The organism is Fictibacillus sp. UD, assembly GCF_043558025.1.
Taxonomy (GTDB): Bacteria; Bacillota; Bacilli; order Bacillales; family Fictibacillaceae; genus Fictibacillus.
In genome coordinates, this window is record NZ_JARUHH010000001.1 from 211,102 (window position 1) to 237,525 (window position 26,424).

Annotated in this window: 25 protein-coding genes, 2 tRNA genes and 1 riboswitch; of the genes, 26 read left to right on the forward strand and 1 reads right to left on the reverse strand. The window is 39.2% G+C overall.

The window, feature by feature from the left end; genetic code table 11:
* Positions 1 to 78 precede the first annotated feature (78 nt).
* The 10 genes from P8610_RS01080 to P8610_RS01125 all read left to right on the forward strand — a co-directional run bounded on the left by P8610_RS01080 (position 79) and on the right by P8610_RS01125 (position 11,038).
* Positions 79 to 483 (forward strand): DUF350 domain-containing protein, encoded by a 405-nt coding sequence (locus tag P8610_RS01080; protein WP_289494909.1) that lies wholly within the window; start codon positions 79 to 81, stop codon positions 481 to 483.
* 258 nt (positions 484 to 741) lie between these two features.
* The gene (locus P8610_RS01085) at positions 742 to 2,433 is read left to right on the forward strand and encodes an AMP-binding protein (RefSeq protein WP_394602793.1); all 1,692 of its coding nucleotides are present in this window, start codon (positions 742 to 744) and stop codon (positions 2,431 to 2,433) included.
* A 192-nt stretch (positions 2,434 to 2,625) separates the two neighbouring features.
* Positions 2,626 to 3,225: a TetR/AcrR family transcriptional regulator gene (locus P8610_RS01090; protein WP_394602794.1), complete on the forward strand. Its 600-nt coding sequence runs from the start codon at positions 2,626 to 2,628 to the stop codon at positions 3,223 to 3,225.
* A 28-nt stretch (positions 3,226 to 3,253) separates the two neighbouring features.
* On the forward strand, positions 3,254 to 4,027 hold the full coding sequence (locus tag P8610_RS01095) for an enoyl-CoA hydratase (RefSeq protein WP_394602795.1): 774 nt from the start codon (positions 3,254 to 3,256) through the stop codon (positions 4,025 to 4,027).
* 14 nt (positions 4,028 to 4,041) lie between these two features.
* Complete coding sequence (locus P8610_RS01100) at positions 4,042 to 4,812, forward strand: electron transfer flavoprotein subunit beta/FixA family protein (protein ID WP_289494913.1); 771 nt, start codon at positions 4,042 to 4,044, stop codon at positions 4,810 to 4,812.
* A gap of 12 nt (positions 4,813 to 4,824) precedes the next feature.
* The gene (locus P8610_RS01105) at positions 4,825 to 5,796 is read left to right on the forward strand and encodes an electron transfer flavoprotein subunit alpha/FixB family protein (RefSeq protein ID WP_394602796.1); all 972 of its coding nucleotides are present in this window, start codon (positions 4,825 to 4,827) and stop codon (positions 5,794 to 5,796) included.
* A 64-nt stretch (positions 5,797 to 5,860) separates the two neighbouring features.
* A complete protein-coding gene (locus P8610_RS01110) occupies positions 5,861 to 6,454 on the forward strand; it encodes a histidine phosphatase family protein (RefSeq protein WP_394602797.1) in 594 nt (197 codons plus the stop codon).
* Between the two features lie 114 nt (positions 6,455 to 6,568).
* Positions 6,569 to 6,880 carry a thioredoxin gene (trxA, locus tag P8610_RS01115; protein WP_066396676.1) on the forward strand — a complete coding sequence of 104 codons (312 nt, stop codon included), beginning with the start codon at positions 6,569 to 6,571 and terminating at the stop codon, positions 6,878 to 6,880.
* Between the two features lie 647 nt (positions 6,881 to 7,527).
* The gene (gene uvrC / locus P8610_RS01120) at positions 7,528 to 9,309 is read left to right on the forward strand and encodes an excinuclease ABC subunit UvrC (RefSeq protein ID WP_394602798.1); all 1,782 of its coding nucleotides are present in this window, start codon (positions 7,528 to 7,530) and stop codon (positions 9,307 to 9,309) included.
* Between the two features lie 66 nt (positions 9,310 to 9,375).
* Positions 9,376 to 9,564, forward strand: a riboswitch (Lysine riboswitch).
* A 235-nt stretch (positions 9,565 to 9,799) separates the two neighbouring features.
* Positions 9,800 to 11,038, forward strand: a complete 1,239-nt coding sequence (locus P8610_RS01125) for an aspartate kinase (RefSeq protein ID WP_394602799.1) — start codon at positions 9,800 to 9,802, stop codon at positions 11,036 to 11,038.
* 39 nt (positions 11,039 to 11,077) lie between these two features.
* Here the strand turns inward: P8610_RS01125 and P8610_RS01130 are convergent, their stop codons facing one another.
* On the reverse strand, positions 11,078 to 11,524 hold the full coding sequence (locus P8610_RS01130) for a YslB family protein (protein WP_394602800.1): 447 nt from the start codon (positions 11,522 to 11,524) through the stop codon (positions 11,078 to 11,080).
* Between the two features lie 302 nt (positions 11,525 to 11,826).
* On the opposite strand from P8610_RS01130, the gene P8610_RS01135 reads away from it, so the two are divergent.
* From P8610_RS01135 to P8610_RS01210, 16 genes are all read left to right on the forward strand, one after another.
* Positions 11,827 to 12,435, forward strand: coding sequence for a succinate dehydrogenase cytochrome b558 subunit (locus tag P8610_RS01135; RefSeq protein ID WP_289494920.1), 609 nt, complete (start codon positions 11,827 to 11,829; stop codon positions 12,433 to 12,435).
* Positions 12,436 to 12,450: 15 nt separating this feature from the next.
* On the forward strand, positions 12,451 to 14,211 hold the full coding sequence (gene sdhA, locus P8610_RS01140; protein ID WP_289494921.1) for a succinate dehydrogenase flavoprotein subunit: 1,761 nt from the start codon (positions 12,451 to 12,453) through the stop codon (positions 14,209 to 14,211).
* Between the two features lie 2 nt (positions 14,212 to 14,213).
* A complete protein-coding gene (gene sdhB, locus P8610_RS01145) occupies positions 14,214 to 14,969 on the forward strand; it encodes a succinate dehydrogenase iron-sulfur subunit (protein WP_066243540.1) in 756 nt (251 codons plus the stop codon).
* Positions 14,970 to 15,060: 91 nt separating this feature from the next.
* A complete protein-coding gene (locus P8610_RS01150) occupies positions 15,061 to 15,528 on the forward strand; it encodes an acyl-CoA thioesterase (RefSeq protein WP_394602801.1) in 468 nt (155 codons plus the stop codon).
* Positions 15,529 to 15,682: 154 nt separating this feature from the next.
* Positions 15,683 to 15,907, forward strand: coding sequence for a helix-turn-helix domain-containing protein (locus P8610_RS01155; protein ID WP_066243534.1), 225 nt, complete (start codon positions 15,683 to 15,685; stop codon positions 15,905 to 15,907).
* A gap of 233 nt (positions 15,908 to 16,140) precedes the next feature.
* Positions 16,141 to 16,986 carry a glucose PTS transporter transcription antiterminator GlcT gene (glcT, locus tag P8610_RS01160; protein WP_394602802.1) on the forward strand — a complete coding sequence of 282 codons (846 nt, stop codon included), beginning with the start codon at positions 16,141 to 16,143 and terminating at the stop codon, positions 16,984 to 16,986.
* Between the two features lie 214 nt (positions 16,987 to 17,200).
* The gene (gene ptsG, locus P8610_RS01165; RefSeq protein ID WP_394602803.1) at positions 17,201 to 19,273 is read left to right on the forward strand and encodes a glucose-specific PTS transporter subunit IIBC; all 2,073 of its coding nucleotides are present in this window, start codon (positions 17,201 to 17,203) and stop codon (positions 19,271 to 19,273) included.
* A gap of 13 nt (positions 19,274 to 19,286) precedes the next feature.
* Entirely contained in the window at positions 19,287 to 19,553 is a 267-nt protein-coding gene (locus P8610_RS01170; RefSeq protein WP_394602804.1) for a phosphocarrier protein HPr, read from the forward strand.
* Positions 19,553 to 21,265 (forward strand): phosphoenolpyruvate--protein phosphotransferase, encoded by a 1,713-nt coding sequence (gene ptsP / locus P8610_RS01175; protein WP_394602805.1) that lies wholly within the window; start codon positions 19,553 to 19,555, stop codon positions 21,263 to 21,265. The genes P8610_RS01170 and ptsP overlap by 1 nt, the downstream gene beginning before the upstream one ends.
* 750 nt (positions 21,266 to 22,015) lie before the next feature.
* The gene (gene racE / locus P8610_RS01180; protein WP_394602806.1) at positions 22,016 to 22,810 is read left to right on the forward strand and encodes a glutamate racemase; all 795 of its coding nucleotides are present in this window, start codon (positions 22,016 to 22,018) and stop codon (positions 22,808 to 22,810) included.
* Between the two features lie 121 nt (positions 22,811 to 22,931).
* A complete protein-coding gene (locus tag P8610_RS01185; RefSeq protein WP_289494928.1) occupies positions 22,932 to 23,978 on the forward strand; it encodes a GerMN domain-containing protein in 1,047 nt (348 codons plus the stop codon).
* A gap of 422 nt (positions 23,979 to 24,400) precedes the next feature.
* Positions 24,401 to 24,523 (forward strand): hypothetical protein, encoded by a 123-nt coding sequence (locus tag P8610_RS01190; RefSeq protein ID WP_394602807.1) that lies wholly within the window; start codon positions 24,401 to 24,403, stop codon positions 24,521 to 24,523.
* Between the two features lie 44 nt (positions 24,524 to 24,567).
* Complete coding sequence (locus P8610_RS01195; RefSeq protein ID WP_394603090.1) at positions 24,568 to 25,179, forward strand: XTP/dITP diphosphatase; 612 nt, start codon at positions 24,568 to 24,570, stop codon at positions 25,177 to 25,179.
* Entirely contained in the window at positions 25,164 to 25,706 is a 543-nt protein-coding gene (locus P8610_RS01200; protein ID WP_394602808.1) for a metallophosphoesterase family protein, read from the forward strand. Before P8610_RS01195 ends, P8610_RS01200 begins: the two co-directional genes overlap by 16 nt.
* Positions 25,707 to 25,777: 71 nt before the next feature.
* Positions 25,778 to 25,851 (forward strand) — tRNA-Gly (locus tag P8610_RS01205).
* A 188-nt stretch (positions 25,852 to 26,039) separates the two neighbouring features.
* Positions 26,040 to 26,116 (forward strand) — tRNA-Arg (locus tag P8610_RS01210).
* The last annotated feature ends 308 nt before the right edge of the window (positions 26,117 to 26,424 follow it).

The following is a 26,424-nucleotide window of genomic DNA, read 5'->3' on the forward strand; positions in this document are numbered from 1 at the left end:
GATTCTTCAGGGTTCATTCATGGAAAAGACCCTAATCTCACACACATAACCAAGCCATTTACAAAGGGGTATTGCTGAATGGATTTTATGAGTAACGCGTTTGTTAAAACAGCCGCAAACTACAGTGTTGTAGTGCTATGTCTTGTCGTCTTTTTGGCTGTATTTGAACTTGTTACCCGTTATAAAAACTGGGTGGAGATCAAAAATGGAAATTTTTCCGTTGCAATGGCTACAGGCGGGAAAATTTTTGGTATCGCAAATATTTTCCGCTATTCTATTGCTCAGAATGATTCCTTGATCATGATGATTACATGGGGAATCTATGGGTTTGTATTGCTTTTGATCGGTTATTTTATTTTTGAATTTCTGACTCCTAAGTTTCAGATTGATAAAGAAATCGAGAATGATAACCGAGCGGTTGGTTTTATTTCAATGGTCATTTCTATTGGTTTATCGTTTGTAATCGGTGAAGGAATCGAATAGCTGAAGGGAATAAATATGGAAACATTATTTAAAGTCTTGTTTGTACTAAGCGGAGTATTTATCGCCGCAGGTCTTATATACTTATTTTTCTTTGCGTAAGCAAAAACCCGGGACTAGTTTTTTGGTCCTGGGTTTTTTATTCCTCATTTAACTAATAATTTTTAATTTTTAAAAAAGTATATAAAATTGTATCCGTTTTCAATATAATAGGAATAAAGATATAGAAATTTTGAAGGAAGGCGTGAATTAAAGGAGGAGATGCAAGTGGAAAGACGGTGGCTTAACAGTTACCCAAGTGAAATTCCGGGACATCTTGATTACGACAGCAAACCTTTATTCGCGTATTTAGAGATAGCAGCAGAAGAAAAAAGAGACAATACTGCTGTACATTTTTTAGGGAAAACATTAACGTTTGGTGAGCTTCACGAAAGCAGTTTGCGGTTCGCACATGCTCTGTCAACACTTGGAGTGAAAAAAGGAGACCGGGTCGCTATCATGCTGCCTAACTGTCCTCAGGCAGTGATTGCTTATTACGGAAGTCTTTTCTTAGGTGCAATCGTTGTTCAAACCAATCCGCTCTACACAGAAAGAGAACTTCGCCATCAACTTTCTGATAGCGGTGCGAAAGTCATCGTTGGATTAGATTTGTTGTTCGGCAGGATCTCAGCAGTTCGTGGCGATACGAACCTTGAGCACATTGTCATGACATCGGTTAAGGATTATCTGCCATTTCCAAAGAACCTACTGTATCCTTTTGTTCAAAAAAGGCAGAATCCAACTGTTGTGGTCGATATCTCTTACAATCACGAAGTTCATTCGTTTCGTGATCTGCTTAAACGCTCACAAGCGATTAAGCCTCAAACAGAGATCGTACCAGATGAAGATCTTGCACTGCTGCAATACACCGGAGGTACTACAGGGCCTGCAAAAGGTGTAATGCTCACTCACAAGAATCTAGTGACAAATGCACTTCAATGCAATGCGTGGATGTACAAGAATAGAGACGGTAAAGAAAAGATACTTGGTGCTTTGCCATTTTTTCATGTTTACGGCATGACATGTGTTATGAATTTAGGCATCATTACAAAAGCAGAGATGATTATATTGCCTCGTTTTGATCCTGCACAAGTTCTTAAAACAATTCATAAGGAGCGCCCAACACTTTTCCCAGGAGCTCCAACTATGTATATTGCATTGCTTAATCATCCAGATTTAAAGAAGTATGATTTATCTTCTATTCAAGCGTGTATCAGTGGGTCAGCAGCACTTCCGTTAGAAGTTCAAGAAAAATTTCAGGCAGTCATATCCGGTTCGCTTGTTGAAGGATATGGGCTTACTGAAGCATCACCTGTTACACATGCCAACCTAATCTACGGAAAACAAATAAAAGGAAGTATTGGTTTGCCGTGGCCAAATACTGAGGCAGCTATTATCTCTGCGGAAACAGGAGATTGGGCAGAACCTGGAGAAATCGGGGAGTTGGCTGTTCGAGGACCTCAAGTTATGAAAGGCTATTGGAATCAACCGGAGGAAACCGCATCCGTTTTCAGGGAAGATTGGCTGATCACAGGGGATATGGGTTATATGGATGACAATGGATACTTTTATATCGTGGACCGTAAGAAGGATTTGATCATCGCTGGCGGATTTAACATTTATCCACGTGAAGTAGAAGAAGTTCTCTATGAACACGAAAAAGTAAAAGAAGCTGTAGTAGTTGGTGTTCCAGATGAATACCGAGGCGAAACAGTAAAAGCTTTTGTTGTGTTAAAAGAAGGTGCTGAATGTTCGGAAGAAGAATTAAACAAATTCTGCAGAGAGCATCTTGCATCCTTTAAAGTTCCAAGACTTTACGAGTTTAGGACTGAACTTCCGAAAACGATGGTAGGAAAAATATTAAGAAGAGTTCTTTTAGAAGAAGAACGTGAAAAAGCAATCCAAAAAACGTAAAAGCTGCCTATAGGCGGCTTTTTACGTTTAAATGCTTTCTTTTTACAGTTCATTTTAACTTACACTTGTAAAATATATTTAAAAAGTGACATAATGAAATTGACAGAAAAGAAAGATTTGTTTTACAATTATGAATGAACAATCATTCATTTTTTACAAAGTGATTGTCTTATACAAAAAGAGGCGATAGCAATGAAACGTAAAGGTCCAAAATATGAAAAAATAATTGATGCTGCTGTTAATGTGATTGCAGAAAACGGTTATCATCAATCCCAAGTTTCAAAGATAGCGAAAGAAGCGGGTGTCGCTGATGGCACCATCTATCTATATTTTAAAAATAAAGAAGATCTGCTTGTTTCTGTTTTTAATGAAAAGATGGGGACCTTTATTGAAAAGACAGAAAACGAGCTAAAAAGCAATGATTCAGCTATAGAGAAGCTTAGAATTCTTGTTGAGATGCACTTTAAGCAACTCACTGCTGATTTTGAACTATCAATCGTTACACAGTTGGAACTCCGTCAAACAAACAGACAGCTTCGTGCAAAAATCGGAGAGGTATTAAAGCGTTATTTGAATTTAATCGACTCTATTTTAAAAGACGGCATGAATGAAGGTGTGTTTGTGAAAAACATGGATTACCGATTGGCTCGACAAATGATTTTCGGGACGATCGATGAAACTGCTACAAACTGGGTAATGAATGATCATCGATATGATCTTCCTGCTCTAGCGGGACCTGTGCACCAAATGCTTGTTAACGGTCTGTCAGTCAGGTCTGTTCAATCAGATTGATATCTATAAATAAGGAGGGGTTGCACAATTGGAATTTTTACAAATCGAAACACAAAATAAAGTGGCAACAATTAAACTCAACCGCGCACCTGCAAATGCGTTGTCCACTGGAGTTATACAAGAAATTGATCAAGCGCTCGATCAGATTGAAAACGATAACTCTATAAAAGTCGTTGTCATTCTTGGAGAAGGCCGATTCTTTTCAGCAGGAGCTGATATAAAAGAATTTACAGAAGTACCTGACGAAAAAGGCTTCGCTGAGCTAGGGAAAAAAGGACAGGATGTTTTCAACAGAATTGAACAATTTTCAAAACCGGTAATAGCAGCTATTCATGGCGCGGCTCTTGGCGGTGGCTTGGAACTTGCGATGAGCTGCCACATAAGACTTGTTGCAGAAGATGCTAAGCTAGGACTTCCAGAACTTACGTTAGGCCTAGTACCTGGTTTTGCGGGAACGCAGAGGCTTCCTCAACTTGTTGGAGTACCGAAAGCTTGTGAAATGCTCCTTTCAAGTAAACCGATCTCTGGAAAAGATGCTGTCACATACGGTTTAGCGAATGATGCTTTTCCAGCTGAAGAACTTTTTGAAAAGGCTTACAAAATGGCGGGAGACTTTTCAGAAAAAAGTGCTGTATCTATCAAGTACACGCTAGAGTTATTGAATTATGCAAAACACGGCCTTTATGAAAAAGGGGCTGAGAAAGAACAAGAGTTGTTTGGCAAAGCATTTAAAAGTTTCGACGGACAAGAAGGAATCGCTGCATTTATTGAAAAAAGAAAGCCTGAATTTCAGGACCGATAATTAGGAGGGTAACGATGAATATTTTTGTTATTTTAAAACGTACTTTTGATACAGAAGAAAAAATCACTGTTTCAAACAATAAGATCTCTGAAGACAGCGCAGAATTTATCATTAATCCATATGACGAGTATGCGATTGAAGAAGCGATCACATTAAAGGATGCTCATGGCGGTACAGTAACGGTTGTAACGGTTGGGGATGAAGACTCTGAAAAAGAGCTTCGTACAGCTTTAGCGATGGGCGCTGATCAAGCGGTTCTTATTTCGAATGAAGACTTAGACAGCCAAGATCAATTTACGACTTCATCAGTATTAGCGGCTTATTTTAAAGATAAAGAGTACGACATTATTCTAGGTGGAAACGTTGCGATCGATAATGGAACAGGTCAAGTAGGTCCACGACTTGCAGAACTTCTAGATATTCCGCACGTAACGACAATTACGAAGATTGAAGTGAATGGAACAACGGTAAATATTGAACGTGACGTTGAAGGAGATCTTGAAAAAATTGAAACGACTCTTCCTTTACTAGTTACGGCGCAGCAAGGATTGAATGAACCTCGTTATCCTTCTCTTCCAGGGATCATGAAAGCGAAGAAAAAACCGCTTGAAACCCTAGAATTAGATGATCTCGATATTGATGAAGATGACGTAGAAGCAAAAACAAAAACAGTAGAAGTTTATCTTCCTCCTAAGAAGGAAGCTGGAAAAATCCTTTCAGGTGAAACTCCAGACCAAGTGAAAGAACTTGTATCTCTGTTAAGAAACGAAGCGAAGGTAATATAAGGAGGAGTCATCATGGCAAAAAAAGTTTTAGTACTTGCAGAATCCCGTGACGGTGCATTACGTAATGTTTCATTTGAAGCAATTGCAGCAGCAAAAGAAATTTCTGGCGGAGGAGAAGTGTTCGCCGTATTATGTGGTGACTCCGTTCAATCGTTAGCAGCAGAATTATTCCACTATGGTGCTGACCGTGTTCTTGTGGCTGAAGATGAGAAACTAGCAACCTATACACCAGATGGTTATTTTCAAACATTGAAGCAAATCATCGACGACGAGAGCCCGGAAGCTATCGTGTTCGGACATACATCACTAGGTAAAGACCTGTCACCAAGGCTTGCAGCACGTTTAGAATCAGGACTGATCTCAGATGTAACAGGTCTTGAACAAGCTGGTGAGAACACTGTATTTACTCGTCCTGTATATTCGGGGAAAGCATTTGAAAAGAAATTAATTTCCGATGGACTAGTATTCGTGACGATTCGTCCAAATAACATCACCCCTCTAGAAAAGGATGAGTCTAAAACAGGTGATGTTAAGTCAGTTTCTGTTGAAATCAAGGACATAAGAACAATTGTAAAAGAAGTTGTTCGTAAAGCATCGACAGGCGTTGACCTATCTGAAGCTAAAATAATCGTTGCGGGAGGCCGCGGTGTGAAATCTGAAGATGGATTCAAACCTCTTCAAGAGCTTGCAGATGTACTCGGAGCAGCTGTTGGTGCTTCTCGTGGAGCTTGTGATGCTGATTATTGTGATTATTCACTTCAAATTGGCCAAACAGGTAAAGTAGTTACTCCTGATCTGTATATTGCTTGTGGAATCTCAGGAGCTATTCAGCATTTAGCTGGTATGTCCAACTCTAAAGTTATTGTAGCAATCAATAAAGATCCAGAGGCAAGCATCTTCTCTGTTGCTGATTATGGAATCGTAGGAGATCTGTTTGAGGTAGTACCTTTGTTAACAGAAGAGTTTAAGAAAGTGTTAGTATAAAAGAAAAACGTTTAAAACGTCCATACACTGGACGTTTTTTTTAAGCGAATATGGAGGGTGCTAAATGACTACAATCGCTTTTATTCGTCACGGTGAAACAGATTGGAACACAGAGAGAAGGGCGCAAGGCTGCAAGGATATACCTCTAAATGATAAAGGAATATATCAGGCTGCCAGGCTATCTGAAAGATTGATTGATGAAAAATGGGATGTCATATATGCCAGTCCCCTTAAAAGAGCGTTTAAGACTGCTGAAGCTTTAAGTGGTGTGACGGGTTTACCTGTAATAGCCGATGAAAGACTTCGTGAAATCTCGTTCGGTGAGACAGAAGGGACAACGGAAGCTGAACGGGTTGAACGCTGGGGAGAGGATTGGATGAATCTTGATCTCGGCAGAGAAACGAATGAAGAGGCTGATCTTCGCTGGAGAGCAGTGTTAAAAGAAATTACTGTAAACCACAAAAATCAAAAAGTGCTTATTGTGACACATGGTGCACTCCTTGTAAGAATATTTAAGGATCTTCTTCAAGACAAGACGGATCAATGGTATGGACTGAACAACACTTCATTTTCTATTTTCCAACTAACACAGCAAGATAGTTGGAAATGTGAATTGTTTAACTGCCAAAAGCACCTTGAGGAGACAGCAACTATTTAACGTTTGTCGAAATGAAAACTTGGGTACCATAAGGTTGAGCAAACTATTAGCAACTGTGTAATTTGTAAGATATACTTTGTTTACACTTTGTTATTTAAAAGGAGGGCCAAATAAATGGCTATTGTTAATGCATCAGATCAAACATTTAATACAGAAACGAATGAAGGTTTAGTACTTGCTGACTTTTGGGCACCATGGTGCGGACCTTGTAAAATGATTGCTCCAGTACTTGAAGAAGTAGATCAAGAAATGGAAGAAGTAAAAGTAGTAAAGCTGGACGTTGATGAAAATCAAGAAACAGCTGGTAAATATGGCGTAATGAGCATTCCTACTTTACTAGTATTCAAAGATGGTCAAGTGGTTGACCAAGTTGTAGGTTTCCAGCCTAAAGAAGCTTTAGTAGAGCTTTTAAACAAACATAAGTAAGCAATCTTCAAAAAAGCCCGAACTTCGGGCTTTTTTTTGTGGGATAGATTTCAAGTTTTTTAAAATGCGATTCAATGTAGTTTGAAAGTAGTTGATTTCCGCTCCAGGCAGCTCGCTTTCCACGGGGCGTGCGGTGAGCCTCCTGCCGCTTTGCGCCATTAGGAGTTTCCACCTGTCTAGCTACAGCGGCTAACCCCTCGAGGTCAAAAGTTAAATGGACAACAAGGCAAAGTGCGCTTTGCTAGCCCATTCACCTTTTGCTGGTCGGGGCTGAACGAGCCACTTCCGCTTTTCGGACTGATTGCTCGTACCATAGGAGTCTCGCCACCTTGCGCTCCAATCAACTTGCAAATGAAGAGAGAATTCAATCAAAAGTAACATTTCTTTTGAAAAGAACCATTAAGAGTTGCAGCTAGGCAGGAGATACATAACTGATGAGTTCAGGTGATCAACCGCATACAATCAAGCATTAAAGAAAGAAATCAACTAATATTTCTAAAAGAAAAACCATCGCTTTTGTACTATTTTCTAGGAAATATTGTCGATAAATGAATGTATATGGTAATTTAATCACGAGAGTATAATGATTTACCTCATACATGATATGATTAAAGAAAAGACTGCAATGAAGTTAAAGGGGGGATGACATGACCTCTGTATCGGTAAAACAAAAATTAATGCTGCTTCCTGATCAGCCAGGATGCTACCTCATGAAAAATGAGTTCGGTAAAGTAATCTACGTAGGTAAAGCAAAGGTTTTAAAAAATCGAGTGAAATCTTACTTTTCAGGAACACATGATGGTAAAACACAAAGACTCGTCAGTGAGATCAGAGACTTTGAATATATTGTCACCTCTACTGAGATGGAAGCATTAGTTCTCGAGATGAACCTAATAAAAAAGCATGATCCTCGGTATAATGTCATGCTGAAAGATGATAAAAGCTATCCATATTTAAAAATTACTTCTGAAAAACAGCCAAGACTATTATACACAAGGAAAATAAAAAAAGATGGCGGCAAATATTTTGGACCGTTTGTAAATGCATATGCGGCCCAAGAAACGAAAAAACTGTTAGACCGTATTTTTCCACTAAGAAAATGCGACACGATGCCTAAACGAGTGTGTTTGTACTATCACATTGGTCAATGTTTAGGGCCATGTGTTTACGATATTACAGAACAAGAAAACAAGAAGATGGTAGAAGGTATTGTGAAGTTTCTTAATGGCGGATATCAAGATGTGAAAAACCAGTTATCTGAAAAGATGCTTGAAGCGTCTGAAGCCCTAAATTTTGAAAGAGCAAAAGAACTGCGCGATCAGATTCAGCACATAGAAGCTGTAATGGAAAAGCAGAAGATGATGACAGCAGATCTAGTGGATCGAGACGTGTTTGGCTATCATTTTGATAAAGGCTGGATGTGTGTTCAAGTCTTTTTTATCCGTCAAGGTAAAGTGATTGCTAGGGATATTTCAGTTTTTCCTTTTTACGGAGAGGCTCATGAGGATCTACTTACATTTATCGGTCAGTTTTATCTGCAAAAAAATCATCTGCTGCCTAAAGAAATTCTACTTCCGCAAGAAGTAGACGCTGAACTCGTTTCAGAGCTTCTTCAAGTAAAAGTTCTTCAGCCAAAAAAAGGCCAGAAGAAAGAGCTAGTTGAATTAGCCACTAAAAATGCGACCCTTGCTCTTAACGAAAAATTTGCTTTGATTGAACAGGATGAAGCTAGAACGATAAAAGCAGTAGAGAACCTGGGTGAGAGAATGGGTGTAGCTCCACCATATCGAATAGAAGCGTTTGATAACTCAAATATTCATGGAACAGATCCTGTATCGGCGATGGTGGTTTTTGTAGATGGAAAACCATATAAGAAAGATTATAGAAAATATAAGATCAAATCGGTGGAAGGTCCTGATGATTATGCTTCCATGAAAGAAGTCGTCAGAAGAAGATACACAAGAGTATTAAGGGAAGAAGGGGAACTTCCGAGTTTGATTCTTATTGATGGAGGAAAAGGTCAGATTTCAGCAGCTCAAGATGTTTTAGAAAATGAGCTCAACCTTTTTATACCTGTGGCAGGACTGTCGAAGGATGACAAACATAGAACGTCACAACTATGGATTGGTGATCCTCCAGAAATGATCCACTTGCCGCGAAACAGCCAGGAATTTTATCTTTTGCAACGTATTCAGGATGAAGTGCATCGATTTGCGATATCGTTTCATCGTAAAGTACGTTCTAAAAGTATGTTTGAATCCACATTAGATAACATAGCGGGGATTGGAGATAAAAGAAAGAAGATGCTTCTTCGCCATTTTGGTTCGCTGAAAAAACTAAAGGAAGCGTCTGTCGAAGAGATACAAGAAGCTGGAGTGCCTAAACCTGTTGCTGAACTCATTACAAAAGCCTTTTTATCAAATGAGTAGTTGCAGTTGAAGAATAACTTTGTTAAAATGAATCCAACTTTATAAATAATGCCATGCTTCGAATGAAGTGATGGTAGAGGAGCAGGAACCAATAGTAGACCATCTGAAGAGAAGAAGCTCTTAAGATGATGGAGGAAAGGGGATTCTTGCCGAAGTGTAAAAGGACTTCTAGCCTTTTATGCTGGACCTGTATTGAATAAATACAGAGCTGTCACACAAGTCCCCCCAGGATTTGTGTGGAGGACTATCTCACTAGGGGAAACAAACTTGGCTTGCTGCGGATAATAGCAACAATAAGGTTTTTTCCTTATTGTTGCTTTTTTTGTTTTTACTTTCAGAATAATATAACTTTTCCCGCATGTTCGATTATCTGGTGAAAGTTATTGTTGAAAGTATTAGTGCAACTAAGTAGACGTGAATAGATTGAACGTCAACAAAGTTTTCTATTAAAAGAGATAGATTATTACAACAAGAAGGGAATTAGAGAATCATGGGGAGAATCGTACAAAAATTTGGCGGTACAAGTGTTGGTTCAGTTGAGCGGATACAAAATGTTGCAAAACGGATCATCCATGAAGTTGATGGCGGGAATGAAGTCGTTGTTGTCGTATCTGCAATGGGTAAAACAACAGATGAGCTTGTAAGACTGGCTGGAGAAATCAATCGTAATCCTTCCAAGCGTGAAATGGATATGCTTCTTACTACAGGAGAACAAGTTACGATTGCACTATTAACGATGGCTCTTCATCATGAAGGATACAAAGCTCAATCCTTAACAGGCTGGCAAGCTGGAATTCAAACAGAAAATGCTTTTTCGAATGCTAGGATACTAGACATTGATTCCGAAAGAATAAACGGTTTGCTAAAGGAAGGAAACATTGTTGTTGTAGCTGGTTTCCAAGGGCTGATCCCTGAGACAAAAGATATAGCTACTCTTGGAAGAGGCGGATCGGACACTACAGCCGTTGCATTAGCAGCAGCATTGAAAGCTGACCGATGTGATATCTATACAGATGTTACTGGCGTTTATACGACCGATCCTCGAGTAGTAAAATCAGCAAGAAAAATACCTTCTATCTCTTATGATGAGATGCTGGAAATGGCGAACCTTGGAGCAGGAGTTCTGCACCCTAGAGCAGTAGAGTTCGCAAAAAACTATTCCATTACGTTAGAAGTTAGATCGAGTATGAGTGAAGAACGCGGAACGTTAGTAGAGGAGGAAGCATCAATGGAACAAAACTTAATGGTAAGAGGTTTGGCATTTGAAGGGAATATAACGAAAATCACAGTTTCAGCGATTCCTAATGAGATCCATGCATTAGCGGAACTGTTTACAATACTTGCTTCAAACGGAATTAATGTAGATATTATCATTCAAAATGTATTAAATGAAGAAAAAACAAATATTTCATTTTCGATAGAATCGAGCTCTTTATCAGAAACACAAGAAGTACTTGCTGCTCATCAAGAACAATTAGGATTTGAATCCATCAGTTATGAAGGGGAGCTTGCTAAAGTTTCTATTGTAGGATCAGGAATGATTTCTAATCCTGGTGTAGCTGCTAAAATGTTTAAAGCTTTGTCAGATAAAGATATTATGATTAAGATGGTAAGCACATCAGAAATTAAGGTTTCAACCGTTGTTAAACAACAAGATATGATTAAGTCAATTGAAACGCTGCATGATGTATTTGAATTGGATGCACGTGTTCCAGTACAGAACACGTAATGAAAACAATCAAAAAGCCGGCTTATGCCGGCTTTTGTGTTATTCGATCGTATCTTTTTTATCCCATTGAACGGTGATGGAAACTTTGTTCCGTTTAACAGATTCTAATGCTTCGGTCGTACATTTTTTTTGCAGCTGGACTTGTTCTGCCAGAAAACCTGCTTCTAAGCTAAACGTTTGGTGACTGAAATTCTCGATTCGCTGCTCAATGAGAACAGAGTGTAAAGAGAACAGCATTTCTGTTTTTGATGCTTCAATCATTTCAAGATTACCCCAGCCTGCTTCAATAAAAAATGCATGTACTTCTTCCATCGTATGTAAAGGATATTTTCTGGCTAAGTGTCTTCCTGCCCAATATAGAATATTTCGTTCTTGTTTACCGAGAAGTTCAGGCAACAAATCGCTTCGAAGGATTTCATACCCAAAAGCTGAAACAGAAAGCTGTTCTACAGGGGTGTTATCATCCTTTGTTTTTTGTTTAAACATTCTGCATCCCTTCTTTCTATTTTTATTATAACGGGAATGCTGTTTAAACTCTAGAGCAACTATCGGTATTTGTCGAAAATCTTAGCAGGAAAAAACGTTGATTTATCAATAAAATTTACGCATTAAGTTGTTAGCGTTTTCTTGACGGTGTCAAACGATGGGAGTAAAATGGACATGTTGCTAGTTAATTAAACTAATTGTTTAACACTCATCCTCTAAAAGAGGAAACTTAAAACGCTTACATGTGGAGAGGAACAAAGATTAGCAGCCAGAGAGAGGCTAAATTTGAAGGGGGCAAGAAAATGGCTGGCAGTAGAGATTTTATTAACAGAAGAATTCATTCATTATTAGGAGTAATTCCGATCGGGCTTTTTCTCGTTCAGCATTTAGTTGTAAACCATTTTGCAACAAGGGATGCTGAAGCATTTAACAAAGCGGCGCACTTTATGGAAAGTTTACCGTTTCGTATTTTCCTAGAAACGTTTGTTATCTATTTACCACTTTTGTTTCATGCAGTGTTTGGACTTTACATTACGTTCCAAGCAAAAAATAACGTTACCCGTTATGGCTATTTCCGAAATGCGATGTTCCTTGTTCAGCGTGTAACAGGTGTGATCACATTGATTTTTATCGCTTGGCACGTTTGGGAAACACGCGTACAAGCTGCATTGGGACAAGAAGTAAACTTCAATATGATGGCAGATATATTAAGTTCTCCATTCATGGTTGCCTTCTATCTTGTAGGTGTTTTATCTGCGGTATTCCATTTTGCTAACGGATTATGGTCGTTCTTTGTCAGCTGGGGCCTTACAGTTTCGCCTCGTTCACAGAAAATTTCAACATACGTAACAATGGCTGTATTCGTAGCTCTTGCTATTGTTAGCGTTAGAACAATCTTTGCATTCATTTAAAAGGGGTGAGACAAATTGAGTAATCAAAAAATTATTGTTGTTGGCGGAGGTCTCGCCGGATTAATGGCTACAATTAAAGCAGCTGAAGCTGGTGTTAATGTTGACCTCTTCTCAGTAGTTCCAGTAAAACGTTCGCATTCTGTTTGTGCTCAAGGTGGTATAAACGGTGCTGTAAATACAAAAGGTGAAGGAGATTCACCGTGGGAGCATTTTGATGACTCTGTTTACGGAGGAGACTTCTTAGCAAACCAGCCGCCTGTAAAAGCAATGTGTGATGCGGCACCAGGAATCATCCACTTAATGGACCGTATGGGTGTTATGTTCAACAGAACGCCTGAAGGATTGCTTGATTTCCGTCGTTTCGGTGGCACTCAGCATCACCGTACAGCATTTGCAGGTGCTACAACAGGTCAGCAATTATTATATGCACTTGATGAGCAAGTTCGACGTCATGAAGTTGCGGGTCTTGTAACGAAGTATGAAGGCTGGGAATTCTTATCTGCAATCATTGATGACGAAGGCCAATGCCGCGGAATTACGGCTCAAAACTTAAAAACGATGGAGATCGTAAGTTTTCCTGCTGATGCTGTTATTATGGCAACTGGTGGCCCTGGTATTATCTTTGGTAAGTCAACAAACTCTGTCATTAACACAGGTGGCGCTGCATCTTCTCTTTATCAGCAAGGTGTTTATTACGCAAATGGTGAGTTTATTCAAATTCACCCAACTGCTATTCCTGGTGATGACAAGCTCCGTCTAATGAGTGAGTCAGCACGTGGTGAAGGTGGACGTGTTTGGACATATAAAGATGGGAAGCCTTGGTACTTCCTTGAAGAGAAATATCCAGCTTACGGTAACCTTGTTCCTCGTGATATTGCAACTCGTGAAATCTTCCACGTTTGTGTAGATCTAAAGTTAGGAATTAATGGCGAAAACATGGTATACCTTGATCTTTCTCACAAAGATCCTAAGGAATTAGATATTAAGCTTGGCGGGATCATTGAGATCTATGAGAAGTTCATGGGTGATGACCCACGTAAAGTTCCAATGAAAATCTTCCCAGCTGTTCACTATTCAATGGGTGGCATGTGGGTAGATTATGATCAAATGACAAACATTCCGGGTCTTTTTGCCGCTGGTGAATGTGAGTATCAGTTCCACGGTGCTAATAGATTAGGAGCAAACTCATTGCTTTCTGCTATTTTCGGAGGTATGGTGGCAGGTCCATCTGCTGTTAAGTATATTAAAGGATTGGAAAAAACGGTTGAAGATGTTTCTTCTTCTGTATTTGACAACCAAGTGAAGAAAGATCAAGAAGTATACAACAATATCCTTTCTATGGATGGAACTGAAAATGCATACGTGATCCATAAAGAGCTAGGTGAATGGATGACGGACAATGTAACAGTCGTTCGCTACAACGATAAGTTAAAGCAAACGGATGAAAAAATTCAAGAGTTGATGCAGCGTTACAAGAACATCAATATTAACGATACGTCTAAGTGGAGCAACCAGGGTGCGTCGTTTACTCGTCAGCTTTGGCACATGCTGCAGCTTGCTCGTGTTATTACTCTTGGAGCGCTTAACCGTGATGAGAGCCGTGGCGCACATTATAAGCCTGACTTCCCTGAACGTAATGACGAGCAATGGTTAAAAACAACAAAAGCGAAATTCAATCCTGCGACAAACGGACCAGATTTTGAATATGAAGAAGTAGACGTTTCGCTTATCCAGCCACGTAAACGTGACTATTCTAAGAAGAAGGCAGGGGTGTAAGTATGAGCACAAAAATGGTGAAATTCATTATCTCTAGACAGGATAACCCAGAAACTGCCCCATATTTAGAAGAGTTTGAGATTCCTCATCGTCCGAATATGAATGTAATATCTGCTCTTATGGAAATTCGTAGAAACCCAGTAAATTCAAAAGGGGAAGCTACGACTCCCGTAACGTGGGAGATGGGATGTTTAGAAGAAGTTTGTGGTGCTTGTTCAATGGTGATCAACGGAAAGCCTAGACAATCATGTACGGCTCTAGTTGATCAATTAGAACAGCCGATTCGTCTTGAGCCAATGAAAACTTTCCCGGTTGTCCGTGACTTGGCAATCGACAGAAGCAGAATGTTCGATGCGCTTAAGCGAGTTAAAGCCTGGATTCCAATTGACGGTACGTACGATCTTGGACCTGGTCCTCGTATGCCTGAAACGAAACGCCAATGGGCATATGAGCTATCAAAATGTATGACTTGCGGAGTATGTTTAGAGGCATGTCCAAACGTTAACTCAAAGTCAGACTTTATCGGTCCTGCACCATTATCACAAGTTCGTCTGTTCAATGCACATCCAACAGGTGAAATGAACAAAGAAGAACGTTTGAATGCGATCATGGATGACGGAGGACTTGCTTCTTGCGGTAACTCTCAAAACTGCGTACAGTCATGTCCAAAAGGTATTCCTTTGACAACATCGATTGCAGCACTAAATCGTGATACAAGTTTCCAAGCATTTAAAAACTTCTTTGGAAGCGATCGTTAAAAGTTTAAACAGAGCTTCTCTCATTAGGGAGAAGCTTTTTAAGTACGATTGGTTTATACGAAGATTTTCTATATAAGAGAGGCGGTAAAGGATGGCTAGACAAGATTACATATCAAACATGGATGAGTGGCAGAATGGATTTTCTTTTTTTCACGAACTGCAAGTCCGTTTTGGTGAGATTGATGGATTTGGTCACGTAAATAATACAAATATCTTTACTTATATGGAAGAAGCTAGAATTGCAATGTTTAAAGAGTTAGGATTAATGACTGACTGGGGAGCCCCAAATTCTGCAGAAATCCCGGTAGTTGCAGATTTACAATGTGATTACCTTGCTCAGATCATGTATGACGAAAGATTAAAAGTATATGTAAAAATAAATGAAGTGGGTTCTTCTTCAATCGACATTCATTACTTAGGTGTAAACGAGAAACAAACTCCAGTCTTTACAGGAAGAGGTGCAATCGTACAGATTTCAAGGCAAAGTGGACGTCCTTCCAAGTGGAATGAAGAGCTAAAACAACAATTGAATAATTTTTCTGACAAAGCCCGTGTTTAAAAAATGGGCTTTTTTTATTGTATATGTTTAATATTATTCATCTTTTTGATTGAACCAAGTCACTCACATCTGCCTTTTTACATACTATATGTTGACTAAATACTTCCAATATTCGTTGGCGGTTCCTAAACCCTAGCAAGGAGGGGTGAATTCATTGAAAGATAAACACTACCGACCGAAGCCTCTACTTACAAAAAGAGAGAGAGAAGTTTTCGAACTATTGGTCCAAGATAAGACTACAAAAGAGATTGCAGAACAGCTGTTCATTAGTGAGAAAACAGTTCGAAACCATATTTCGAATACCATGCAAAAGCTTGGGGTTAAAGGACGCTCTCAAGCCGTTGTAGAGTTATTGAGGCTTGGAGAACTCGAGATTTAGTCAGAAAGCGGCTTTCAAGCGAAAGCCGTTTTCAGTTTGCATGAAGAAAGTATGCGGAATTTTATGAAGCTGTTTTCGTATGCTTTGTTGCTGTTTAAAGAAGCTGCAGAGAATTTATCTGCCCAGTTTTCCTTGCAGGCAAAAAGTGTAATTGATTTTTCTGTCCTTTTTCAGCTATGATGAAGGTTATGATGTTAATGGTTTATGGACCTAAATGAAAAAGGTGAAAATTCATGAACAAAAACCTCCAAGTAAAAAAAGTACTTAACAATAATGTGGTAATTGTCACTGATTCTTCGAGCGAAGAACGAATCGTAATTGGAAAAGGGATCGGCTTTGGAAAAAAGCAAGGCGAACCGATTCTGCCTGATCAAGTGGACAAGCTGTTTGTTTTAAAAGATGAAAACGAGCAGGAACAATATAAGACTCTTTTGAATCATATAGATGAAAAAATTGTTGAATTGATTAATGATGTTATCGTTCATATAAGAGCAAGATTTGAGAATGACTTGAATGAACATATTCATGTAGCTTTAACAGATCATATCACATTTGCCATTAAACGATTGGAGCAAGGTCTGGATATAAAAAATCCATTTCTCACCGAGACTCAAACACTATACCCTAAAGAATATACGGTTGCAGAAGAAGTTATTGAGATCATTAACAAGTCTCTTTGCATTCACCTTCCTGAAGGGGAGATTGGATTTGTTGCACTCCATATTCATAGTGCAATTACGAATAAAAGTGTGACGGATATTAAAAAACATTCTCAATTGATTAATACACTGATGCAGATGGTTCAGCATTCATTAGACTTGACGATTGATACAAAAAGCATCAATTATTTGCGGCTTGTTCGTCATTTGCGTCATGCGATAGAGCGGATATCTATGGGTGATATTATGGAAGAACAAGAAAAGTTAGCAAAAGTGTTGAAAGAAGAATATCCGATATGCTACAATTTGGCTTGGAAGTTAATAAAGGTGATGCAAAACACCTTAAACAAACCCGTGCCACATGCAGAAGCTGTTTATTTAACCATGCATTTGCAAAGGCTTTCGCGTTATGACAATTAAGGCAAACTGTAATAAGTAAATGAATATACCATACATCGTTTTTACGTGTTACTGATTCGATCAGGCATAAGTAAGAAACAAAAGTGTAGCAGTCATCTAATTAGGATATATTAATATCTGATTAGACAAGTTTGCTCATGTTTCTTATTTATGTCTTTTTTTGTTTTATGCGGAAGTAAATGGAAGGGTTATCATAATAAAAGGAGGACTTCCTATGTGGAAAAAACTTTTTGGTGTTTTACAGCGCGTAGGTAAAGCACTTATGCTGCCGGTAGCAATTCTGCCAGCTGCAGGTTTGTTGCTTGCCTTTGGTAATGCGTTCAAGAACCCAGCATTGATTAAAGTAATACCAGCATTAGATGCTTCATGGTTTCAGCTTGTTGCAGATGTAATGGAGAAATCTGGTGATATTGTCTTTGCCAATCTATCCTTGCTATTTGCAGTAGGTGTTGCCGTTGGACTTGCTGGCGGTGAAGGTGTAGCTGGATTAGCTGCGATCATCGGATACTTAATTATGAACGTGACGATGAGTGTTATTGAAGGGGTTACACCTGATATGATCGGAAAAGATCCTTCTTTTGCGAACGTACTAGGTATCCCAACGCTTCAAACAGGTGTGTTTGGAGGTATCATCGTTGGTATTTTGGCTTCATATCTATACAAGCGTTTTTACAATATTGAACTTCCTCAATACTTAGGGTTCTTTGCTGGTAAACGTTTTGTTCCAATCATTACTGCTGTATCTGCTTTAGCACTTGGTATCGTAATGACGTTCATCTGGCCTCCAGTTCAGCATGGACTTAATACGTTCTCTGAAAGTATGATCAATTCAAACTTAACGGTTGCAGCCTTTATTTTTGGAGTAATCGAAAGATCATTGATCCCATTCGGTTTGCATCACATTTTCTATTCACCGTTTTGGTTCGAATTCGGCTCTTACAAATCCGCTGCTGAAGGACTAGTGCGCGGTGACCAAGCAATCTTCTTTGCACAGTTAAAAGATAACGTTGAGTTAACGGCTGGTACATTCATGACAGGTAAGTTCCCGTTCATGATGTTTGGACTTCCGGCCGCGGCACTTGCTATGTATCACGAAGCACGTCCTGAGCACAAGAAAGTAGTAGCAGGTATCATGGGTTCAGCAGCTCTAACATCCTTCTTAACAGGGATTACTGAACCACTTGAGTTTACGTTCTTATTTGTTGCTCCAGTACTTTTTGGAATTCATGCTATTTTTGCAGGACTTTCTTTTATGGTCATGCACTTGTTAAATGTTAAAATAGGGATGACTTTCTCAGGTGGTGTAATTGACTACTTGCTGTTCGGGGTTCTTCCTAACCGTACAGATTGGTGGCTCGTTATTCCTGTAGGTCTAGTCTTTGCTGTTATTTACTATTTCGGTTTCCGTTTTGCAATTCGTAAATGGAACTTGAAGACACCAGGACGAGAGATCGTTGATGATGAAGTTGAAACGAATGTTAGTGCGTCCAATAAAGATTCTCTTGCAGCGAATATTTTAGAAGGCCTTGGCGGAGAATCCAATATATCTAACCTTGATGCATGTATCACACGACTAAGGGTTTCTGTTAAAGATCCTAAGGAAGTTGACAAAGATCGCTTAAAAAAACTTGGAGCTTCCGGTGTTCTTGAAATGGGCAACAACATCCAAGCAATTTTCGGAACACGTTCTGATACGATTAAGAGTGAAATTCAAGATATTATTAATGGTAAGACAGTAGCCAAGCCGAAAAATATCGAGAAGACGCCTGAACAAGGAAAAGTTGTCGATACGAAAGAAACGGAAGCTGTTAATCCAACATCTTCAATTTCTACTGATGATCGTTTCGTTTCACCGATTAAAGGGAAAATACTTCCGATCACAGAAGTTCCAGATCAAGTATTCTCAGGGAAAATGATGGGTGACGGATTTGCAATTGAGCCAGCAGAAGGCTTGGTGGTTTCACCGGTTAATGGTAAGATAATCAATATCTTCCCGACTAAACATGCCATTGGTATTGAGTCAGACTCAGGTAAAGAAATCTTAATTCACTTTGGTATAGACACAGTCAAACTTAAAGGTGAAGGATTTGAGAGCTTTGTTTCTGAAGGTGACAAAGTGAAAGCTGGCCAGAAAATCTTAAAGGTCGATCTGAACTTTGTTAAGGAAAATGCTCCATCTATCATAACGCCAATCGTGTTTACGAACTTATCGGGTGAAACGGTTTCCGTCGAAAAAACAGGAACTGTTGCTATTGAAGAAGAAAATATTATTACATTTAAAAAATAAAGGGGTAATTATCATGGCAGAAAAAACATTCAAAGTAACTAGCGAATCAGGAATTCACGCACGTCCAGCAACAACATTAGTTAACCAAGCAGGTCAATTCAGCTCAGATATTACACTTGATTACAACGGAAAAAGCGTAAACTTAAAATCAATCATGGGTGTTATGAGCCTTGGAATCCAACAAGGATCTACAATCGTGATTAAAGCAGAAGGCTCAGATGCAGAAGAAGCAATTTCAGCATTAGAAGATGTTATGAAAAAGGAAGGGCTTGGTGAGTAATGTCTGAAAAAATTTCAGGTATTGCAGCATCAGCCGGCATCGCAATCGCAAAAGCGTTCGTTCTTCAAAACCCTGAATTAAAGATTGAAAGAAAATCTATTACAGATTCAGCGAGTGAAATCGAGCGTTTTGATTCGGCGCTTTCTGTCTCAAAAGAAGAACTTTCTGTTATTAAAGAAAAAGCGAACAAAGAACTAGGTGAAGATAAGGCAGCTATTTTTGCTGCCCATCTTCTAGTATTAAGCGATCCAGAACTAGTTGATGCTGTAAAACAAAAGATTGAAAATGAAAAAGTGAATGCTGAAGCAGCTATGGACGATGTGTCATCTATGTTCATTAATATGTTCGAATCAATGGATAACGAATATATGAAAGAACGTGCAGCAGATATCCGTGACGTTTCAAAGCGCGTTTTAGCACACTTGTTAAATGTAACTTTTACTACACCTGCAAGTATTTCTGAAGAAGTTGTCATTCTTGCTGAAGATTTGACACCTTCTGATACTGCTCAATTAAACCGTAATTTCGTTAAAGGTTTTGCAACAGACATCGGAGGGAGAACTTCTCACTCTGCGATTATGTCTCGTTCGATGGAAATTCCTGCAGTAGTTGGGACTAAAACGATTACTGAAAAAGTTGAAAACGGTGTAATGATAATCATCGATGGTTTAGATGGACATGTTATTGTAAACCCTTCTGAAGATGAAATTGCTACTTACGAAGAAAAACAAAAACAATATCAAAAGCAAAAAGAGGAATGGGCAAAGCTAGTGAATGAAAAAACATTCTCAAGCGATTCCGTTCAAGTAGAACTTGCTGCAAATATTGGTACACCTGCAGATGTTAAAGGTGTATTGGAAAACGGAGCTGAAGGTGTAGGATTATACCGTACAGAATTCTTGTACATGGGCCGTGACCAGCTACCTACAGAAGAAGAGCAGTTCAAAGCTTATAGTGAAGTTCTAGAGAAAATGGAAGGAAAACCTGTTGTTATCCGTACGCTTGATATCGGTGGTGACAAAGAGCTTCCTTATCTAAATCTTCCAAAAGAATTGAACCCTTTCCTTGGATTCCGCGCGATTCGTCTTTGCTTAGAAGAACAGGATATTTTCCGTACACAGCTTAGAGCACTTCTTCGAGCTAGCCGTTATGGAAACTTGAAAATTATGTTCCCTATGATCGCGACACTTGGAGAATTCCGTGCAGCTAAAGGAATCTTAACAGAAGAAAAAGAAAAACTCGTCGCAGAAGGAATTGAAGTTTCTGATTCGATCGAAGTTGGTATCATGGTTGAGATTCCATCAACTGCTGTGATGGCTGACACATTTGCTAAAGAAGTAGACTTTTTCAGCATCGGTACGAACGATTTGATTCAATACACGATGGCGGCGGACCGTATGAATGAACAGGTATCTTATCTGTATCAGCCATACAACCCTGCTATTTTGAGACTTGTAAAAATGGTTATCGACGCGGCTCATAAAGAAGGTAAATGGGCTGGAATGTGCGGTGAGATGGCCGGAGATCCAATCGCGATTCCTATTCTGTTAGGATTAGGGCTCGATGAATTTTCAATGAGTGCCACTTCTGTATTACCAGCACGCAGTCAGATCTTAGGTTTATCTAAAGAAAAGATCAGCTCGCACATCGATCAAATTTTACAAATGGAAACGATGGAAGATGTCGTTAAATTTGCAGAAGAAAACTTCTAAATAAGAAAAGGGACTATGGGGAGATTCCATAGTCCTTTTCTTTAGGTTAATCATTTGCAAATATGTTCTTGTAAGAGTTGATTTCCGTTACAGTTGCTTTGTCTTCCGTTTGGCGTGCGGTGAGACTTTTTAAATACAGTTATTTATAGTAAGTATACGCGCTTATCCGTCTACACAAGTAATTCCTACTGAAGTGAGCGCTTCTTCATCAATGCCTTGCTAGATGATCAACTTGGGGTTGAAATAGTGAGTGTTTGTGATCAAGAGATTGAAAAGAAAGTCTGTTGCTACAATTTGTTTTTAAAGGCTTCTAGGTAGTTTTAGCTTATAGCTCTACTCTCTTCTTTTGCAAGTTGGTTGTAGCGTAAGGTTGCCGACTCCTCGAAAAATAAACTTCAATTTTTCTTCGTGCGATGTCTCGCTGCCGGAGCCTTCCTTGTCCTACGGGACGAGTTCGCAGGTGGAGACTCCTAATGGCGCAAAGCGGCAGGAGGCTCACCGTTCGCCCCGTGGAAAGCGAGCAACCTGGAGCGGAAATCAACTACTAACAAAAACATCATGTATACGAAAACCTTTTTAATAAGATACATTGAATTGTTACGCACGCTAAGCTATACAACCGGATTTTTCGATTTATCTTAGCCACAAAAATAATTATTTAACGATTGTTATTGCAATTTCATAAAATTATTAGCAAAATAGAAAACAATGATTAACGCCAGTATGGTATATAGAGATGAGGCGATGTTTTTGAACAGACCGATCGGAGTCATTGATTCTGGAGTGGGAGGCTTAACGGTAGCAAGAGAGATCATGAAGCAGCTCCCAAAAGAAGAAATTATTTATTTAGGGGATACAAAAAGGTGTCCGTACGGTCCAAGACCATTTGAAGAGGTTAGGGCGTATACATGGGAAATGATTAACTATCTGTTAAAACAGGAAATAAAAATGCTAGTTATAGCATGTAATACAGCAACGGCTGCCGTATTAGAAGAAGCCAAGAAAGAGCTAAATATCCCTGTTCTCGGGGTCATACATCCAGGCGCTCGTTCTGCTTTAAAAGCAACTCGAAACAATCATGTGGGCGTAATAGGGACTGTGGGTACTATTAATAGTGGTGCATACAAGCAGGCTCTTAAGCAGATTCGCAACGATGTTATTGTTGAAAGTTTAGCTTGTCCACTATTCGTACCTTTAGTGGAACAAGGCAAACTATCAGGTGAAGAAACACTCAACGTTGTCTCAGAAACTCTTTATCCATTAAAAGATGTTTCCATTGATACCTTAATACTCGGCTGTACACATTACCCGCTATTACGACCAGTAATTCAGCAGGTGATGGGAGAGCATATTAAGCTGATTTGTTCTGGTGCAGAAACAGCACGTGAGGTTTCTGTCATCCTCGATCATAGTAGCCTTTTGAATACAAAAGATGCGAGACCTAACCACCGATTCATAGCTACAGCAGAAAGCAGTCATTTTCTTCAAATCGCAAACCATTGGCTTGACCGTAAAATTGAAAAAGTAGAGTGCGTTTCATTATAAGATGCAAAAGAGAGCAGAATCCATTATTAAAGGTTCTGCTCTTTTTATTTTTTGTACAAGTGGTCTAACAGAACAATATGGCTCGTATACATAATAGTACAACCACTTGAGGAGGGAAAGTATGCGCAAAATGATGAAATCAGGGGCTCCGTTGCTTTTGTTGTCAGTGTCTTTACTGGTATCGGGTTGCGGAATTGGGGGAGAGAAAGCAGGAAACGAGCTTGATCCCCCAAAAGTGAACTATGTGAAGGAAGGGCAGTCGCTTGGCAAGAAAGATAAAGCGGCAAGCGCTGAACAAACGCAAAAAAGACAGTTGTTTTTATTCGACAGCAATGGAATGGTTGTGCCGCAAGTCTTGGCTCTTCCAAAAAATGATGAAACAGCAAAGCAAGTCTTGCAGTATCTTGTTAAAGATGGTCCTGTAAGCAATATTCTGCCTAATGGATTTCAAGCAGTATTACCCGCAGATACAGAGGTTCTATCTGTAAACATTAAAAAGGGGACAGCGACTGCGAACTTCTCTAAAGAATTTACTGAATATAATGCTACAGATGAAATGAAAATTCTCCAAGCTATTACATTTACACTTACTCAGTTCGATAATATTAAAAAGGTAAAAATTCAAATCGATGGAAAGAACCAAAATTCAATGCCTGTAAACAATACCCCTGTTGGTGACGGTGTAAGCAGAGTAGACGGGATTAACCTCGAGAATGGCAGCGTTGCTGATATTACAAATAGCGAACTGGTAACTCTTTATTTCTTAGCTCAGACTCAAGACCAGACGTATTATGTTCCGGTAACACGCCGAGTAGCAAAGGAAGGAACAGATAAAGTTACCGCAACGATCAAACATTTGATCGATGGCCCGTCTGCAGAAAGCAGCCTTCTTACAGACTTTAGAACAGATGTGAAGCTATTGAGTACACCTGTAGTTAAAGATGGTGTAGTTACACTAAACTTTAACGGCGCTTTGCTAGATAACAAAGAAGAGAGCATGATTGCGGATGAAGTATTGAATTCTATCGTTCTTTCTTTAACTGAACTTTCAGAAGTAAAGAAAGTAGCGATTAAAGTAGATGGTAAATCGAAAATCTTTAATGAAAAAGGCAAGGAACTTACAGCACCGGTTTCAAGACCAAAAGAAGTAAATACAGGTGAATTTTAAAATCAAATAGGTTGTGATACAGTAAAGAGACGAGGGAATCGTCTCTTTTTTAATGAACTTTGTTGTCCTTGTAAGTAGTTGATTTCCATTTCAGGCGCTCCCTTTCCGCGGGGCGACCGGTGAGCCCCTTGCCGCTTTGCACCTTTAAGGGTCTCACCTGATCACTCGTCCCGCAGGAGTCTCGCGCCTTACACTCCAATCAACTTGATTTAGTTCTTGTTGTCTCTATCTGGGATGTGCTGTGAGCTACATTGTCTGCAAGCGAGAGAGATAGTAGCGAGGGGCTTTTATTCTCTTATGACCAGTGACACGCCTTTCAAATGGCACCTATTGCAGCAAACTTTTGGAAAGGTTTTTTAAAAAAGTTTGTGCTTTCACTCCTTATTTTTCTTTTCTTCTTTGACGGTTGAATGGAGTGTAAGATGCGAGACTCCTGCGGGACAGGCGGGCAGGTGAGACACTTAAGAGTGAAACGAACAAATGTGGCTCACCGCCTGCCCCGCGGAAAGCGAGTATCTGGAACAGAAGTCAACTACTACCAATAAAGACAAAGTTTTACATAAAGGACTTTTACAAAACGGAGGTTTACATAATGAAGATCTTAATCGCTACAAAAAACAAAGGAAAAGTAAAGGAATTTCAATCCATGTTTGAGAATCTTGGGTGTGAGATCCTCTCTTTATCAGATATTGAAGGAAGTCCTGATGTCGAAGAAACAGGAACGACGTTTGAAGAAAATGCTATCTTAAAAGCGGAAACGATTTCTCAACAGATGAACATACCCGTGATAGCTGATGACTCAGGCTTAGAGATCGATGCTTTGGAAGGAAAGCCTGGCGTTTATTCCGCAAGATATGCAGGGCTGCAGAAAAGTGATGAAGATAATATGAACAAAGTTTTAGCTGAACTTCAAAACGTACCTGAAACACAAAGAAGTGCTCGATTTGTATGTGCGTTGGCTTTCGCAAGGCCGAATAAAAAGACCATCGTTGTAAAAGGTGAATGTGAAGGTGAAATTTTGAGAGAAAAAAGAGGATCTCAAGGATTTGGGTACGACCCTATCTTCTTTGTTCCTGAATTAAATCGTTCTATGGCCGAACTTGCGAAAGAAGAAAAAAATAAAATAAGCCACAGAGCTGTTGCCCTAATGAAACTAAAGAACCTGATCAATGAGGAGGATCTGCTATGGGAAAAGCCTTAATCGTTAGTGATAGTCATGGTTTAACAGATGAATTAGTAACGTTAAAGAAGCGTTTTGACGGTGAAGTTGACTTAATGATACATTGCGGTGATTCCGAATTATCGACAAATGCAGAAGAACTGTCTGGATTTGTAACGGTAAAAGGAAATATGGATTATTTAGGCGATGATTTCCCCAATGAAGCGATTGAACTGTTAGGACAAACATGTATATATATAACACACGGTCATTTGTACGATGTGAAGATGTCATACCTTTCTCTTGCTTATCGAGCCGAAGAAACTGGGGCAAAGATAGCTTGTTTTGGACACTCACATGTTGCTGAAGCCTTTGAACGTGAAGGGATGATTTTCATCAACCCAGGAAGTATAAGACTGCCAAGAGGGACATTTGAAAAGACATATGCAGTCCTTGAGATTGAAGAAGGAATGGTTTCAGTAAGTTTTTATTCATTAGATGGTATACGTATAGATCAGTTATGTAAAACCTTTGGGGAAAAGATAAATAATAAAAATAAAAAAGTTTAAGAAAATGGTTGACTCTTTTTTGGATATCATGTATATTTAGTTATGTCGTCGCGACAAGATCTAAATTGTCTGCGGGTGTAGTTTAGTGGTAAAACAAGAGCCTTCCAAGCTCTGGTCGTGAGTTCGATTCTCATCACCCGCTCCATTTGTTTTTCTCACGTTCAAATGGCACATGAAAAGTTACATCTAAAGTTTACAGATCTTACATTTAAAATGCATGTTATAAAAACATATTTGTATCCACGGTCGACAGGTGGAACAAATCACTGTGTGCCCGCAGCGCATGGTAATGCGGAAAGCGCATTGCTATGCGGAATGGGCTCCAATACATATGTCCCAGTAGCTCAGCCGGATAGAGCATACGCCTTCTAAGCGTACGGTCGGGAGTTCGAATCTCTCCTGGGACGCCATAATACATACATACAACAATTATCGACACACCTGATGTCCTCTATTAAAGGACGGAAGGTGTGTTTTTTGTTTGAGTTTTTTTGTTGAATTCTATAGACAGTTTAGTGAAAATTTCTTCATCAACTAATTTCAAAAACAACAATGATCGTGTAAGGCTCTTTTTTTTATCACACTAATTGTAAGCGCTTCATAAATGTTTACAATACGTTTTTATATGACTCACTATCCTTATGTCCATGGGAATGTAAGCGTATACAAAATAACAGAAAAGTCAGAATATAATAAAAAAACTTTAAATTCATGGTTG

Bases quoted from the DNA above. Each gene is read 5' to 3' on its own strand.
- P8610_RS01080 (WP_289494909.1), top strand. From the start codon at position 79: ATGGATTTTATGAGTAACGCGTTTGTTAAAACAGCCGCAAACTACAGT.
- P8610_RS01085 (WP_394602793.1), top strand. From the start codon at position 742: ATGCAAGTGGAAAGACGGTGGCTTAACAGTTACCCAAGTGAAATTCCG.
- P8610_RS01090 (WP_394602794.1), top strand. From the start codon at position 2,626: ATGAAACGTAAAGGTCCAAAATATGAAAAAATAATTGATGCTGCTGTT.
- P8610_RS01100 (WP_289494913.1), top strand. From the start codon at position 4,042: ATGAATATTTTTGTTATTTTAAAACGTACTTTTGATACAGAAGAAAAA.
- P8610_RS01105 (WP_394602796.1), top strand. From the start codon at position 4,825: ATGGCAAAAAAAGTTTTAGTACTTGCAGAATCCCGTGACGGTGCATTA.
- P8610_RS01110 (WP_394602797.1), top strand. From the start codon at position 5,861: ATGACTACAATCGCTTTTATTCGTCACGGTGAAACAGATTGGAACACA.
- trxA (WP_066396676.1), top strand. From the start codon at position 6,569: ATGGCTATTGTTAATGCATCAGATCAAACATTTAATACAGAAACGAAT.
- uvrC (WP_394602798.1), top strand. From the start codon at position 7,528: ATGACCTCTGTATCGGTAAAACAAAAATTAATGCTGCTTCCTGATCAG.
- P8610_RS01125 (WP_394602799.1), top strand. From the start codon at position 9,800: ATGGGGAGAATCGTACAAAAATTTGGCGGTACAAGTGTTGGTTCAGTT.
- P8610_RS01130 (WP_394602800.1), bottom strand. From the start codon at position 11,524: ATGTTTAAACAAAAAACAAAGGATGATAACACCCCTGTAGAACAGCTT.
- P8610_RS01135 (WP_289494920.1), top strand. From the start codon at position 11,827: ATGGCTGGCAGTAGAGATTTTATTAACAGAAGAATTCATTCATTATTA.
- sdhB (WP_066243540.1), top strand. From the start codon at position 14,214: ATGAGCACAAAAATGGTGAAATTCATTATCTCTAGACAGGATAACCCA.
- P8610_RS01150 (WP_394602801.1), top strand. From the start codon at position 15,061: ATGGCTAGACAAGATTACATATCAAACATGGATGAGTGGCAGAATGGA.
- glcT (WP_394602802.1), top strand. From the start codon at position 16,141: ATGAACAAAAACCTCCAAGTAAAAAAAGTACTTAACAATAATGTGGTA.
- ptsG (WP_394602803.1), top strand. From the start codon at position 17,201: ATGTGGAAAAAACTTTTTGGTGTTTTACAGCGCGTAGGTAAAGCACTT.
- P8610_RS01170 (WP_394602804.1), top strand. From the start codon at position 19,287: ATGGCAGAAAAAACATTCAAAGTAACTAGCGAATCAGGAATTCACGCA.
- ptsP (WP_394602805.1), top strand. From the start codon at position 19,553: ATGTCTGAAAAAATTTCAGGTATTGCAGCATCAGCCGGCATCGCAATC.
- P8610_RS01185 (WP_289494928.1), top strand. From the start codon at position 22,932: ATGCGCAAAATGATGAAATCAGGGGCTCCGTTGCTTTTGTTGTCAGTG.
- P8610_RS01190 (WP_394602807.1), top strand. From the start codon at position 24,401: ATGCGAGACTCCTGCGGGACAGGCGGGCAGGTGAGACACTTAAGAGTG.
- P8610_RS01200 (WP_394602808.1), top strand. From the start codon at position 25,164: ATGGGAAAAGCCTTAATCGTTAGTGATAGTCATGGTTTAACAGATGAA.